This is a genomic window from Bartonella sp. TS82HLJMH, assembly GCF_042193495.1.
GTDB lineage: Bacteria > Pseudomonadota > Alphaproteobacteria > Rhizobiales > Rhizobiaceae > Bartonella > Bartonella grahamii.
In genome coordinates, this window is record NZ_JBHILU010000001.1 from 73,382 (window position 1) to 88,445 (window position 15,064).

Below are 15,064 nucleotides of genomic sequence, written 5' to 3' on the forward strand. Positions count from 1 at the left end.
TCAATATTGACCCGTATACAAAAAATTGGTCAATACGGACTATTTTACAAGATAGTCGTTTTTTGTAAAGATTATCATGAAATCTCCTCCACCTTGCAAATACGCAATATTTAATGAATTATGCTTTTTCACAATCAATATTATTGTTATCATAGCAACAGTTTTAGTTTAAAGCTGTCGGTGTTGGGATGCCACCCCATTTTGCATAATAAATTCACAGATAATGGGTTCTCGCATTTTCTTCACATTTTAAGTTATAAAGAGCTCTTTTACTGTTTTCATATGAACTATATAATCAGATATATCACAGCAGCATTTTATTTTCCTAAATATCCTTAAACTCCTTCCCGCACCTCAAAGGATAAAGATTTTCATTCGAATCAAGTCTGCAAACAGTCCAGATTCTAAGGGATTTACCTTGACTTCCTAGTCATGTGATTCACTTAAACTAAAAGCTTGATAAACAAGTCTAAGAATATTCACCCCACACTAAAAAACACTTAATATATTAAGGAGGATGTCATATATCACAGCCCTAAGTGACAGTGTTTTTACGGTACAACAAGATAATGGCACCAGTACAATACTTTCATAAATATAAGAACAGGAAATCGTAATTTCGTATAAAATTGAAATATGATATGAAACGTAATCATACCATATCTATCTTTATCTGTCTTACATAGCTGCTAAAATAAAAAATCCGCAGCAGCTTTTAGTTATATTGATAGCTTTTTAATCATACTTATCATGACTCGAAATATTCTGATAAGTTCATAAACTCATCAAATATTACGTACTGCACCCTTTGCAGCAGATGTGGTCATCGCTGCATAAGCTTTGAGAGCCTTTGAAACTTTACGTTGACGCTTCTCAATCGGTTGCCAAGCACCTTTTCCTTTTGCTTCCATCTTAGCACGGCGCTGCTTCATCTCAACGTCATCCACCAACATATGAATTCTACGATTTGGAATATCAATTTCTATGATATCCCCCTCCTCCACCAACGCAATTTCTCCTCCTTCAGCAGCTTCTGGTGAAATATGCCCTATCGAGAGCCCTGAACTTCCTCCTGAAAAACGTCCATCCGTAACAAGTGCACAAACCTTGCCCAATCCTTTAGATTTTAGATAACTTGTTGGATAAAGCATTTCTTGCATTCCTGGTCCACCACGTGGACCTTCATAACGGATTAAAACAATTTCACCTATTTTAATCTTATCAGTTAATATAGCTGAAACAGCTGAATCTTGGCTTTCAAAAATTCTTGCCGGACCTTTAAAAGTTAAAATTGATTGATCAACGCCTGCTGTTTTTACAATGCAGCCATCTTTTGCAAGATTTCCATAAAGAACTGCCAATCCTCCATCTTGTGAATATGCATGTTCCCTATCGCGAATCACACCTTTTTCACGATCAAGATCAAGGGTCTCATAGCGACAAGATTGGCTAAAAGCTGTCTGTGTTGGAATACCACCAGGAGCAGCACGATAAAATGTACGAACTGTTGGTTCATTAGTTTGTTTCACATCCCAACGGTAAAGAGCTTCTTTCATCGTTTTTGCGTGAACCGTATAAGTTGACGTATCAATGAGTCCCGCCGCATCCAGTTCGCCTAAAAGCCCCATAATACCACCAGCGCGATGAACATCTTCCATATGTACATTTGCAACAGCAGGAGCAACCTTACATAAAACAGGAACACGACGTGAAAGATGATCAATATCCGTCATGGTAAAATCCACCTCACCTTCTTGCGCCGCGGCTAAAAGATGCAGTACTGTATTGGTTGATCCCCCCATGGCAATATCAACGGTCATTGCATTTTCAAAAGCCTTGCGTGAAGCAATAGAGCGCGGCAAAACTGTTTCATCATCTTTTTCATAATAACGTTTAACCAATGCAACAATCTGTTTTCCAGCTTCTTCAAAAAGCATCCGTCGATCTGCATGTGTTGCTAACATTGATCCATTTCCGGGAAGCGAAAGCCCCAATGCTTCCGTTAAGCAATTCATGGAGTTAGCCGTAAACATTCCGGAACAAGAACCACATGTAGGACAGGCAGCACGCTCCATTTCAGCAACTTCTTCTTCTGAATTCTGTTCTGAAGCTGCTGCAACCATGGCATCGACCAAATCAACCCTTAGATCTTGATCCTTCCATTTAATCTTACCTGCTTCCATAGGACCGCCTGAAACAAAGATTGTCGGAATATTCAACCGTAAAGCAGCCATTAACATACCAGGCGTAATTTTGTCACAATTAGAAATACAGACAAGTGCATCCGCACAATGTGCATTAATCATGTACTCTACAGAATCAGCAATGATTTCACGTGAGGGCAAAGAATAGAGCATTCCATCGTGCCCCATCGCAATTCCATCATCTACAGCAATGGTATTAAATTCCTTCGCAACACCACCGGCAACTGCTATCTGTTGTGCGACTAATTGCCCAAGATCTTTTAAATGGACATGCCCTGGTACAAATTGTGTAAAAGAATTCGCAATCGCAATAATGGGTTTACCAAAATCAGTATCTTTCATCCCTGTTGCACGCCAAAGTCCACGAGCTCCTGCCATATTACGCCCGTGGGTTGATATTCTTGAACGGTAAGAAGGCATTATTTTTCCCCTCAAATAATTTCATTTTGCTTGTTGTGCTGTAACTTCATTATAAAAACAAGAGCTTTAATATTCAAAAGAGAAAAATACCTTGTACTGAGGCAGTTGAAGCACAAAATTAAAAGCTCTGCATAAACTTTTTCGTAAAGCCTTTGTTTTTCTTATTACCTGTTAATCAACATCTAATCCCTGTGCAATTCCACGTTTGAGACAAATATCAAAACGCTTTAGTGTAACACGAACTGTTCCAGATTTTTGTATGCCAGATTTGGTAAGTATATTGCATCTATCTGTTTGCGTAATTTCTGGAACAAGAAGACAGCCTAATTTGGAAAGAATATAAAGGCATCATGGTAAAAATCTATCATCTCCTTACAATTCAGCTTTACACCTTTCAAAAGCATTCATAGCAATATATTTTAAATAATGATGACGCATTATCTCATGCTTTTGTTTTTACACTCTTCAATGGAGTTACTCCCCTCGGGAAGAACAGAACACCTCAAACAAAATATACTTGTATAGCCTTTATGTACTCATTTTAAAGAAACATCTTTCAATGCACACTCGAACCTATTTCACGATAGCGCCTATGAATGGTATAAAAATCCCCGTGAATAATATAAATCTATAGAGAACATCTTCACACTTATGAAGAAGCAAACTGACATCATCATACATTTTTCTCATCCCCAATATTGCGAACATCCTTGGTAATTAAGACAATTAACAAGAGATATTTTTATTACTTTCTTCAAGCGTTTTTATCCACACGGCTCTCCCTGCGTGTGACATACAAGCAAGTGAATTTAATTGTTTTAATACAAGAGGATCTAAAATGAGAGAACCTTATGATATTCGGGACTCTCATTCCAGTTGTAAAAAATTAATTATGAATATAAACCAATACTTATCTCATTATAACTCACATTAAACCCTTTACGAAAAAACAGATAGAATGTATAAAGAGTACAGCGTTTTCTCGTAAGGTAATCTAGTGCAAAGTTACAATTTGTAGTTCATGCTCATTGGCTCCAGCAAGGGCGATAGAACGCTCATCGGATAAAATGATAGGATAACCTGTTTCACCAAAAAGAGCCCATATCGTAATTCCTGGGGTCATTGGTGGAAGATCTGGAAAATTTTTAGCCAGATCATCTGTACAAACTTTTTTTAAATAGGCAATCTGTCCCGCATCAGAGTAGGATGTGTTCTGAAACGACAAGTTTTGTTTATGTTCTCCCATTTCACTGTTCCTTTACGCCTTAACTTTTATGACTCACCACTACTGATTTTAATTGGAATCTGTTTTATTTCTTTTTTTAACTTTGGTTGATACAGATTAATTGATAAAAGACCATTTTTCAACTCTGCATTTGTAACATGCATCCCTTCCGCGAGAACAAAGGTTCGCTGGAATTGTCGCGCAGCTATACCGCGATATAAATATTGATGATTTTGGTTGTCTGTTTGTTTACCATGAATAACCAATTGATTATCATCGAGCAAAATATTAAGATGGTTAATCTTAAATCCAGCAACAGCTAAAGTTATCCGGATATGATTTGCATCATCATTTTTATGCAAACGTTCAATGTTATAGGCTGGGTAAGCCTCATCAACTTTACCGATACGTTGCAATATTTTTTCTACGGTTTCAAACCCTAAAAGAAAGGGATTGGAGAAAGGTGTCACATGTGTCATTCATGAGTATCCTCTTTAAAATGGCTTTACTTGACCAAACTCTATAAAAGTGCTCGCTGCATTCCTCTCATATGGCGAGCGTGAATGATAACTTCAAGAGAAAAGATTTAAGAGAGTTCAATGCCTCAAAGTACCATAAAATTGTCAAAAGTGCGAAATTTATCTAGTATATCATATAATGAAAATGAAATTGCAGAAATATTTCGCCGTTTTTCTGTGCAACGTCCAGCGCCTAAGAGTGATCTTATCTATACAAATATTTTTACGCTTTTGGTTGCCGTTGTGCTTTCGGCTCAAGCGACAGATGTAAGCGTTAATAAAGCGACAAAAGAATTATTTCACCTTGCTGATCAACCGGAAAAAATGGTTGCATTAGGAGAAGAAGAAATAGCACATCATATCCGTTCAATTGGTCTTTGGCGAGCAAAAGCACGCAATGTTTATGCACTTTGTAACTGTTTAATTGATTGTTATGGTGGTCAAGTACCTGATACGCGTGAAGCACTTATGTCCCTTCCTGGAGTGGGGCGCAAAACAGCTAATGTTGTTTTGAATGTTGCTTTTGGTCAGCCTACATTGGCAGTAGATACACATATTTTTCGCTTAAGCAATCGTCTTGGTTTAGCGCCTGGCAAAACACCAGAGATTGTTGAGAAAAAATTATTAAAGATTATACCAATCCATTATCTTCGTCATGCGCATCATTGGCTGATTTTACACGGACGCTATGTTTGCCAAGCACGTAAAGCACAATGTAGGCAATGCATTATTGCTGATCTATGTAAAGCAGCTATCAAAACAAATGCTATTCCGGCACCTTTAGTTGAGCTTCAAGGCAATGGAGCTCCGATTTTTTTGTAATACGGTCTTGCTATTTTGTGTGTAGTGGCTTATGGAAACACTATTAGAACTGCCCGGCAGGGCATGCCGTGGCTGTTTAAATGCTTGTTCAAGCGTTGGTCCGCTTGAGTGAATAAAATATTTTATTGAATAAATTAATGTACGGAGTAGCAAAATGCCCAAGATGAAGACCAAATCATCCGCTAAAAAGCGGTTTAAAATCACTGCGTCAGGAAAAATTAAAGTAGCAGCTGCCGGTAAGCGCCACGGTATGATTAAGCGTTCGAATAAATTTATTCGCGATGCACGTGGAACAATGGTTTTGTGTGAACAAGATGCTAAAAAAGTCGTTCAGCATTATTTGCCGAATGGTGTTTAAACCTTACGCTTTTGATTTTGAGGAGATTATAATATGGCACGTGTGAAAAGAGGTGTGACAGCACACGCTAAGCACAAAAAAGTTCTTAAACAGGCTGAAGGTTTTTACGGTCGTCGTAAAAATACCATTCGTGCAGCTAAAGCAGCAGTTGATCGTTCAAAGCAATACGCTTATCGTGATCGCAAAAATAGGAAACGTACTTTCCGTGCTTTGTGGATTCAGAGAATTAATGCGGCTGTTCGCGCAGAAGGTTTAACTTATGGACGTTTTATTGATGGCTTATCAAAAGCCGGTATTGAGGTTGATCGTAAGGTTCTTTCAGATATAGCAATCCACGAAGCAGAAGCATTTTCTGCTTTAGTAGCTTCGGCAAAAAAGGCTTTGGAATATTTAAAAGATACGACGCCTAATGCTTTTGAAGGCGCTGTCAAGTAAGCCAGTCGTGTTCTCTTAAAGCATTTATTTATTCGAGGTCCCGTGCTGGCTGTTGCGAGTGCGGGTTTTTTTTTATTAAAGAAATAGGCAAAAATATGAACGATATTGAGCGTCTGGAACAAGAAATTTGTTTAGCCTTAGAGGCAGCGGGTGATGAACAGGCACTTGAAGCAGTGCGTATTGCAGCATTGGGTAAAAAAGGTAGCATCTCTGAAAAATTAAAAGCATTAGGGAAGATGGATGCTAGCGAGCGCCATAAAGTTGGACCAGTTCTTAATGGATTAAAAAATCGTATTTTAGAATTATGGGCGCAAAAACGTGATCTTCTGAAAAGACAGGCAATAGATGCCCGTCTTTCTCGTGAAACGGTTGATGTTACCTTGCCTGTTCGCTCTTCACCTATAGAACGGGGACGCATTCATCCTATTTCACAGGTGATTGAGGAAATTATTGCCATTTATACGAAGTTGGGTTTTTCTCTTGCAGAGGGACCTGATATTGAAACAGATTATTATAATTTTACGGCATTGAATTTTCCTGAAGGGCATCCAGCACGCGAAATGCATGATACCTTCTTTTTTGATGTCGATAAAATGGGAGAACGAAAATTATTGCGGACCCATACATCACCCGTACAAATTCGCACACTAGAAAAACAAAAAGCACCGATACGGATCATTATTCCTGGAAAAACTTACCGCATGGATTCGGATGCGACGCATTCGCCCATGTTCCATCAGGTAGAAGGTCTTGTCATTGATAAAACCTCCACCATTGCCCATATGATGTGGCTACATGAAACCTTTTGTAAAGAATTTTTTGAAGTTCACTCTGTAAAAATGCGTTTTCGTCCCTCTTTTTTCCCTTTTACCGAACCATCTATGGAAGTGGATATTCAATGTGATCGTTCTGGTTCAGAAGTAAAGTTCGGAGAAGGACAGGATTGGTTGGAAATTTTAGGATGTGGAATGGTGCATCCTCATGTGTTGAAAAATGTTGGTTTAGATCCCGATGAATATCAAGGTTTCGCATGGGGAATGGGCATTGATCGTATTGCCATGTTGAAATACGGTATGCCTGATTTACGAGCTTTTTTTGATGCTGATCTGCGTTGGTTAGACCATTATGGCTTTCGTTGCTTTGATATGCCTGCTTTTTTTCCTAATAGAAATGTGTGATCTTAGTCATCGCTTTCATGTGAGGTTTTAAAATGAAATTTACGTTGTCGTGGTTAAAAGATCACTTAGAGACAGGTGCATCTTTGGATGAAATTTGTGAGAAGCTAACAGCTATAGGTCTTGAGGTTGATTACGTTGATGATCGGTCTTCTTTAAAAGGTTTTGTGATTGCAAAAGTTTTAACAGCAATAAAGCATCCTGATGCAGATAAACTCCAGATTCTGTCCGTCGATACAGGGACTTCTACACCTGTTCAAGTTGTCTGTGGGGCACCAAATGCGCGTGCAGGTCTTGTTGGTGTTCTTGCATTACCAGGCACTTATATTTCAGGACTCGATGTGACATTATCTGTAGGAAAAATCCGCGGTGTTGAAAGTTTTGGGATGATGTGTTCGCAAGCGGAGCTTGAATTATCAAATGAACATGACGGGATTATCGAACTTCCAGAAGATGCACCTATTGGAGATTCATTTGCAACTTATGCTGGTTTAGATGATCCGATCATTGATATTGGCTTGACCCCCAATCGCTCTGATTGTACAGGTGTTCGTGGTATTGCCCGTGATCTTGCTGCCGCTGGAATGGGAAAATTAAAAGAATTATCTTTGTCAAAATTTGAGCCTTCCTTTGAAACACCTCTCGATGTTTCATTAGATTTTTCGCAAGATTCATCATTATGTTTAGGTTTTGCTTGGCGTGAAGTGCGCAATGTTCAAAATGGTGCATCACCTCAGTGGATGCAACAGCGTTTGAATGCAATTGGTTTGAGACCGATTAATGCGCTTGTTGATATGACCAATTACATAAGTTTTGACCTTGGTCGTCCACTTCATGTTTTTGATGCAGATAAAATTAAAGGTAATTTGTGTGTACGTTGTGCTCGTGAGGGAGAACAGCTTCAAGCACTGAACGGAAAAATCTATCATTTGGGCGCTAAGAATTGTGTCATTGCAGATGAAGAGGGGATTGTTTCGATTGCCGGTATCATGGGCGGTGAAAGAACGAGTTGTGATGAAACAACACATCGCGTTATTATTGAATCAGCGCTTTGGGATGCACAAAGCATTGCACAAACAGGAAGAGCATTAGGTCTTATCAGTGATGCACGTTATCGATTTGAACGAGGTGTTGATCCGGCTTTTATAGAAACAGGACTTGAGATTGCAACAGAATTGGTCTTACGTCTTTGTGGTGGTGAAGTATCTAAGAAGAGAATCGTCGGCTATCAGCAACAAGAAATCAAACAGATCGCTTTTCCTTTTTCTGAAATTAAACGTTTAACAAATTTGGAAATAGATCCTGAAAAAGTCATCTCTATTTTAACAAAACTTGGATTTTTCATTGAAGGAAAAGGAGATGTCGTTACAGTAAAAGTACCATCATGGCGCCCTGATATTATGGGGAAAGCCGATTTGGTGGAAGAAGTCATGAGGATTTATGGGCTAGATAAAATTAAACCTATTCCTTTGGAAAACTTCGCAGAAGGAAAAGATCAAATTTTAACATGCGCACAAATTCGTTCACGTGCTACACGTTTGGCTTTAGTGCAACGTGGTATGAAAGAAGCGGTAACATGGTCTTTTATTTCTGAAAATCAAGCTCTCGCTTTTGGAGGAGGTCAAGAAGAGCTTAAATTGGTTAATCCTATTGCTGCTGATATGTCAATGATGCGTCCTTCCCTTTTACCTGGCTTGATTATGGCGGCACAGAGAAATGCTGATCGTGGTTTTTCCGATCTTGCTTTGTTTGAAGTTTCCAATATTTATGAAGGCGATACCCCTGATAAACAACACCGTGTTGTTAGTGGGATTCGTCGCGGAACAGAGCAATTTAAAGGAGCTGGTCGTTTTTGGAATGGAAATGCAACCGTCGTTGATGTTTTTGATGCCAAAGCAGATGCTTTAGCTATTTTAGAAGCATGCGATATGGATGTTGGGAAAGTGCAGATTGAAGTTGGAGCGCCAGATTGGTATCATCCTGGTCGTTCAGGTGTCATAAAACTTGGATCAAAGATTATTCTTGGTTTTTTTGGTGTTTTTCATCCTGCTACATTAGAAAAGTTAGATGTCAGTGGCCCTTTATGCGGCTTTGAAATTTTTCTAGACAGAATTCCAGAATCAAAGAGAAAAACGACCAAAAACCGTCCTCCTTTGAAACTCTCACCTTTTCAAATGGTGCGGCGTGATTTTGCCTTTATAGCGGATAAAACTGTTGCCTCTTCTCTTATTATTCGTGCAGCAAGTGGAGCCGATAAAAAACTTATTAATTCAGTGCAGGTTTTTGATATTTTTGAAGATTTAAGCTTTGGCGAAGATAAAAAATCTGTTGCGATTGAAGTAACTATTCAGCCCATAGAACGGACTCTAACAGATGAAGATTTAGAAAAGCTTGCCTTAAAGATCGTGGATAATGTTACCAAAATGACAGGTGCATATTTGCGCTACTGAGTATTCTCATTTTTTATGAGATATTTTACATGAAGTGGGAGCATTTTTGAGTGCTCCCTTTTTCTTTGGCATTCAAGAGCTATAGGGCTTCTTGAAAGCAGATCTCCTTACTAAAATAAGCTGCTTAAATCATCAATTTTTTCAATATGAAAAAAGCTGTTTTTAAACATCTTGAAAAGTTATTTTTTCTCTTAATCCTTCATTGCAAATGTAAAAGATAACTGCTATTGCTAAATGATAATGCAAATTATTTGCAATAAAAGAAGGCATATAAAGGAAAGAGAGAATCAATGAACGTAAGAACGTTTTTCACCATAGTTTTTGGAAGTGTTATTTTTTTTACACCCAATTTTGCTTTGTGTGCTGGTAAATTTAAAGCTGTTACGACATTCACCATCATTGCTGATATGGCACGCAATGTAGCAGGTGATGCTGCTGAGGTTGAATCCATTACAAAACCAGGTGCGGAAATTCATGAATATCAACCCACCCCACGCGATCTTATGCGTGCTCAGGGAGCTAACCTTGTATTGTGGAATGGATTAGAGTTAGAGCTTTGGTTTGAAAAGTTTTTTCAAAATATCAAGGATGTTCCAAGTGTTGTTGTTTCAAAAGGTATTGTACCCATTAAAATTGGTGAGGGCCCCTTTAGCGGTAAACCCAATCCTCATGCGTGGATGTCACCAACCTCTGCTTTGATTTACGTTGATAATATTCGCGATGCTTTTGTAAAATATGATCCTGAACATGCTGCTATTTATAAAGAGAATGCTGAAATTTATAAACAAAAAATTCGTGCAACGATTGATCCAATTAAGGCTGAATTAGAAGCCGTACCGCAAGATAAGCGTTGGCTTGTGACCAGTGAGGGAGCATTTAGCTATTTGGCGCGTGATTTTAATCTAAAAGAACTTTATTTATGGCCCATCAATGCTGACCAGCAAGGAACACCAAAGCAGGTCAAGCATGTTATTGATATGGTTCGCAAATACAATATTCATGCAGTTTTTTCTGAAAGCACTATTTCCCCTGCGCCTGCTAAGCAGGTTGCCAGAGAAACAGGGGCTAAATACGGTGGTGTTCTTTATGTTGATTCTTTAAGTGAGAAAAATGGTGAGGTACCCACTTATATTGATTTATTACGTGTCACGAGTGGGCGTATTAGCAATGCTTTATTAGAGGGAGTAAAAAGCCAATGACGAAATCTGGAATATTTGCCCAAGGAGTAACGGTAACTTATCGTAATGGACATACAGCTTTACGCGAAGTGAACTTTGAAAGTCCAAAGGGGTCTGTTACGGCATTAGTTGGTGTTAATGGATCCGGTAAGTCAACGTTATTTAAAGCGATTATGGGGTTTGTACGCCCCTCAAAGGGAAAAATTCGCATGTTTGATTTGCCCGTTGATATAGCTTTGAAAAAAAACCTTATTGCTTATGTTCCTCAAAGTGAAGATGTTGATTGGAATTTTCCTGTCTTAGTCGAAGACGTTGTAATGATGGGACGGTACGGTCATATGAATTTCTTTCGCTATGCCCGTACACAAGATTATGAAGCCGTTCGTATTGCCTTAGAACGCGTTGATATGTTGGCTTTTGCCAAGCGCCAGATTGGAGAACTTTCTGGTGGACAGAAAAAGCGTGTTTTCCTAGCGCGCGCTCTTGCACAGAAAGCAAAAGCTATTTTATTAGATGAGCCGTTTACAGGGGTTGACGTTACAACAGAAGATAAAATCATTGCTTTGTTACAAGACCTTCGTAAAGAAGGAGCAGTGATCTTGGTTTCAACGCACAATTTGGGTTCTGTTCGCGAATTTTGTGATCATACAGTTTTAATAAAAGGAACCGTTTTAGCTTCTGGGTTAACAGAAAAAATCTTTACAAAGGAAAATCTGGAGAAAACTTTTGGAGGGTCTTTGCACCACCATATTTTTGATCTTCAAAGCACAAAAAAAAATGATGTTTTCATGGGAAGAAAGCAGTCTGCAGTTTGTGAAGATATTGAAAGAGTGGAGCACGTTGCATGATTTCTTGGTTGCTTGAGCCACTGAGCTATCAATATATGGTGAATGCAATGTGGGTTTCTGGGTTAGTTGGGTGTGTTTGTGCCTTTCTTTCAGCTTTTTTGATGTTAAAAGGTTGGTCATTGATTGGTGATGCTCTTTCCCATTCGATTGTTCCTGGTGTAGCAGGAGCTTATCTTTTAGGATTACCTTTTTCACTCGGCGCTTTTTTTTCTGGTGGTCTTGCAGCAGCAGCAATGCTCTTTTTTAACCACCGAACAAAACTTAAAGAAGATACCATTATTGGGCTCATTTTTTCTTCCTTTTTTGCCTTTGGGTTGTTTCTCAAATCATTAAAACCAATGGCTGTTAATATTGATACGATTGTTTTGGGAAATATTTTAGCCGTTAGTTCATCAGATATTCTACAATTGGCTTTTATCGGCTTTTTTTCGTTGCTTATATTGCTTTTGAAATGGAAAGATCTTCTTGTTTCGTTATTTGATGAAACGCATGCGCATGCCATTGGATTAAATGTAAAGTTTTTAAAGATTCTCTTTTTCACATTACTTGCCGCTTGTACTGTTGCTGCTATGCAAACCGTTGGAGCATTCTTAGTCATTTGTCTTGTTGTGACACCTGGGGCAACAGCCTATCTTTTAAGTGATCGTTTCGTGAATATCTTGGTTATTGCAGTTGTAATTGGAACATTTACAAGTGTCTTGGGTGTTTATGTGAGTTATTTTTTAAATGCACAAACGGGGGGGGTTGTTGTGCTTTTTCAAGCATCTTTATTTGTTTTGGCTTTTATTTTTGCTCCTAAACATGGGTATATTGCTGCGCGCTTACGCATAAATGCGGCAAAAAAGGGTGTAATATTATCATGATTGATCAATTACTGCTTCCGTTTCAGTTTTCTTTTATGCTTAAGGGTATGCTTATTGTCATGATTCTTTCTATTCCCATGGCGATGCTTTCCTGTTTTCTTATTTTGAAAGGATGGGCGCTGTTAGGCGATGCCATTTCTCATGCAGTTTTTCCAGGTGTTGTTGTTGGTTATATGACAACACCATGGGTAATCGCATTTTTAACTTCTTTGCCATTTGCTTGGTTTCAGCATATGCGTCCAGAGAACATTACAATGACTCTGATTACTTGTGGTGCTTTTGTTGCAGGGATGGTGTGTGCACTATTAACGGGTTTTTTAGGGAGCAATAGCCGTATCAAACAGGACACGGTGATGGGAGTGGTCTTTTCTTCAATGTTTGGTTTGGGGCTTGTTTTAGCCACGTCTATTTATAGTAGCTTAGATTTGAATCATATTCTATTTGGTAATCTTTTGGGTGTTAACTGGCTTGATATAACACAAACGGCGATCATTTCTGTTGTTGTCACTTTCATTTTAGCAGCAAAATGGCGCGACTTTATGTTGTATATTTTTGATACAGTTCAAGGACATGCAATGGGGTTACCAATATCTCTACTCCACTATACCCTTCTAACGATGATTTCTCTTACAATTGTTGCGGCTTTGAAAGCTGTAGGTATCGTGCTCGTTATTTCTTTACTGATAGCACCAGGAGCAATTGCCTATCTTGTTACAAAGCGGTTTTCTTTTATGTTAATGATCGCTATACTTGTTGCAGCTTTTTCTGGTTTTTTAGGGATTTATCTCAGCTTATTTATCGGCTCTGATTCTGCTTCCACAATTGTGTTGATCTTGACGTTGATTTTTATGGCTATTTTCATGATGATTTTCTTTGGTCGAAACACAGTTCAAGAAACTTAAAAGTGTTAAAATTCATGCATATCAGCCATGCATTTTTATATATTGTTTCTCATTTCTATTTTAATTAATGTTCAGGGTGCTAGGTTATTTTTCCTCCTAATGTCTAGCAAGTGAATGCGGTACATTTTCTCCCCCCAACGCTGCATTCTTAATTAAGAGGCTGCATTGATTTATTCTGCAGCCTTTTTATTTTTTTGATTTTCTAAAATCTCTTCTCTTTTCTTGAAATCACTTAAAATGATTATCATATTGCGTAAGCTATTCGGTATTTTCAAGGAACTTATAACAACAAAGACGCTTACGCATGAAGGGGTAGAACGTAATTGTGCACTCAGACATGTAAACAGAAAAAAACAGATATAATGTTTTTTTAGAGGATTTTGCGTAGAGGAAAAAAATACAAGAAAATGAAAAAAGATTTGAAGATATCTCACCCTTTGCGTATCTGCTATTATATAGCAGGGTGGACAATGGTTATATTAGGTATTATCGGTGTAGTATTACCTATTATGCCAACTGTGCCTTTTTTGTTAGTTGCCTCATGGTGTTTTACGCGTTCTTCTCCACGTTTTCATCAATGGTTGAATAATCATCGTATTTTTGGTCCCCCTATTAAGCGATGGGAAGAAAAAAAAGCAATCTCTCCATTCATTAAAGTTTTTGCAATAATGAGTATGACAGGAGGATTTTTATCCTTTTTCGTAATGGTACACCCTCCTTTATGGATTTCCTTACTTGTTGCGGTTATATTACTGCTGATTGCCATTTATATTGTAACACGTCCATCTTCATAATGATAGAAAAGGCTTTATGAGATATTCTTTTTAGCTTCGACTTATTTGTAAAAACTATGAGGACCTTTAAGTTTTGAATATAAGCTCTCCATATCCAAAATGCATATGACGTAGTAAGCTTTTTGAAAGCAATTAATTAATAATATATTTGTGAAATGATTTTTATGAACAAAGAAGACTGTTTACGCACACTCAAAATGTTCTCACTTGGATAAACCACATTCATGGAAGAGAGTCATTATTTTTATAAGACATGTTTGTATGAATCTCTATATATACGTCATTGAAAAGTCATTGATATGATAGCCTTTTCTTTCTAAAAAGACGTTTCGTTTGTTTTCATATCTCTTAATGAGGATATAATACAAAGCAAACATCATCATCCTTGTCTTACAAAATGCACACCGATAGTCACCGTGCTATTTGTCATCCTCCAATGTTACCTTAGCAATTTCTAATGTTACAATTGTAGCTTGTCATTTGGTTTTGTATATTTTGACACTGGGTTTTGTATCAATTTATTTTTTTTTCAAAGAATTTTAAAGGTGTTCTCAAAGGAGTTTCAAAGCCTTTTTTCATTTTTACTATGGAAACGCATTTTTTTCTGATTTTCGGTAATTTTTGCAATTTTAGGCGTAAAAATCTATTTTGACAAAACGCGCATTTAATAGTCAAAATTGTACATAAAAATAACAAATTACCACGTATTCCTACTTAATCCGATCTCTTCCCACTTAGTACAAACCTACTGTCGAGCTACAACAATAACCCTTAAAACTTGAAAACCTTCATACATACAAGGAGATGAGTGTGCTTGATTTAACAGGGTTGAAATGAGAAAAATTTATGATATTCGCACACGCTCTTTCAAC

Annotated in this window: 13 protein-coding genes; 10 read left to right on the forward strand and 3 right to left on the reverse strand. The window is 37.8% G+C overall.

Translation table 11 applies throughout. The features are described 5' to 3' along the window. Positions 1–785 precede the first annotated feature (785 nt). From ilvD to ACFIKO_RS00290, 3 genes are all read right to left on the reverse strand, one after another. Positions 786–2,624 (reverse strand): dihydroxy-acid dehydratase, encoded by a 1,839-nt coding sequence (gene ilvD, locus ACFIKO_RS00280; protein ID WP_375619263.1) that lies wholly within the window; start codon positions 2,622–2,624, stop codon positions 786–788. Between the two features lie 994 nt (positions 2,625–3,618). Further along, the gene (locus ACFIKO_RS00285) at positions 3,619–3,870 is read right to left on the reverse strand and encodes a DUF1150 domain-containing protein (protein ID WP_012754519.1); all 252 of its coding nucleotides are present in this window, start codon (positions 3,868–3,870) and stop codon (positions 3,619–3,621) included. 26 nt (positions 3,871–3,896) lie between these two features. After that, entirely contained in the window at positions 3,897–4,328 is a 432-nt protein-coding gene (locus tag ACFIKO_RS00290; RefSeq protein ID WP_375619262.1) for an Hsp20 family protein, read from the reverse strand. 120 nt (positions 4,329–4,448) lie between these two features. Here ACFIKO_RS00290 and nth point away from each other — a divergent pair, with 120 nt between their 5' ends. The 10 genes from nth to ACFIKO_RS00340 all read left to right on the forward strand — a co-directional run bounded on the left by nth (position 4,449) and on the right by ACFIKO_RS00340 (position 14,192). After that, on the forward strand, positions 4,449–5,189 hold the full coding sequence (gene nth, locus ACFIKO_RS00295) for an endonuclease III (RefSeq protein WP_375619261.1): 741 nt from the start codon (positions 4,449–4,451) through the stop codon (positions 5,187–5,189). A 154-nt stretch (positions 5,190–5,343) separates the two neighbouring features. After that, positions 5,344–5,547 (forward strand): 50S ribosomal protein L35, encoded by a 204-nt coding sequence (gene rpmI / locus ACFIKO_RS00300; protein ID WP_012754516.1) that lies wholly within the window; start codon positions 5,344–5,346, stop codon positions 5,545–5,547. Between the two features lie 33 nt (positions 5,548–5,580). After that, positions 5,581–5,982, forward strand: coding sequence for a 50S ribosomal protein L20 (gene rplT, locus ACFIKO_RS00305; protein WP_012754515.1), 402 nt, complete (start codon positions 5,581–5,583; stop codon positions 5,980–5,982). 95 nt (positions 5,983–6,077) lie between these two features. Beyond that, a complete protein-coding gene (pheS, locus tag ACFIKO_RS00310) occupies positions 6,078–7,160 on the forward strand; it encodes a phenylalanine--tRNA ligase subunit alpha (protein ID WP_375619260.1) in 1,083 nt (360 codons plus the stop codon). Between the two features lie 32 nt (positions 7,161–7,192). Continuing rightward, complete coding sequence (gene pheT, locus ACFIKO_RS00315) at positions 7,193–9,607, forward strand: phenylalanine--tRNA ligase subunit beta (protein ID WP_375673033.1); 2,415 nt, start codon at positions 7,193–7,195, stop codon at positions 9,605–9,607. Between the two features lie 290 nt (positions 9,608–9,897). Beyond that, the gene (locus ACFIKO_RS00320; protein WP_375619258.1) at positions 9,898–10,806 is read left to right on the forward strand and encodes a metal ABC transporter substrate-binding protein; all 909 of its coding nucleotides are present in this window, start codon (positions 9,898–9,900) and stop codon (positions 10,804–10,806) included. Beyond that, positions 10,803–11,633 carry a manganese/iron ABC transporter ATP-binding protein gene (locus ACFIKO_RS00325; protein ID WP_375673034.1) on the forward strand — a complete coding sequence of 277 codons (831 nt, stop codon included), beginning with the start codon at positions 10,803–10,805 and terminating at the stop codon, positions 11,631–11,633. The genes ACFIKO_RS00320 and ACFIKO_RS00325 overlap by 4 nt, the downstream gene beginning before the upstream one ends. Next, a complete protein-coding gene (locus tag ACFIKO_RS00330) occupies positions 11,630–12,496 on the forward strand; it encodes a metal ABC transporter permease (protein ID WP_012754510.1) in 867 nt (288 codons plus the stop codon). The genes ACFIKO_RS00325 and ACFIKO_RS00330 overlap by 4 nt, the downstream gene beginning before the upstream one ends. Then, on the forward strand, positions 12,493–13,398 hold the full coding sequence (locus ACFIKO_RS00335) for a metal ABC transporter permease (protein WP_375619256.1): 906 nt from the start codon (positions 12,493–12,495) through the stop codon (positions 13,396–13,398). Before ACFIKO_RS00330 ends, ACFIKO_RS00335 begins: the two co-directional genes overlap by 4 nt. A gap of 407 nt (positions 13,399–13,805) precedes the next feature. Further along, complete coding sequence (locus tag ACFIKO_RS00340; protein ID WP_012754508.1) at positions 13,806–14,192, forward strand: YbaN family protein; 387 nt, start codon at positions 13,806–13,808, stop codon at positions 14,190–14,192. The last annotated feature ends 872 nt before the right edge of the window (positions 14,193–15,064 follow it).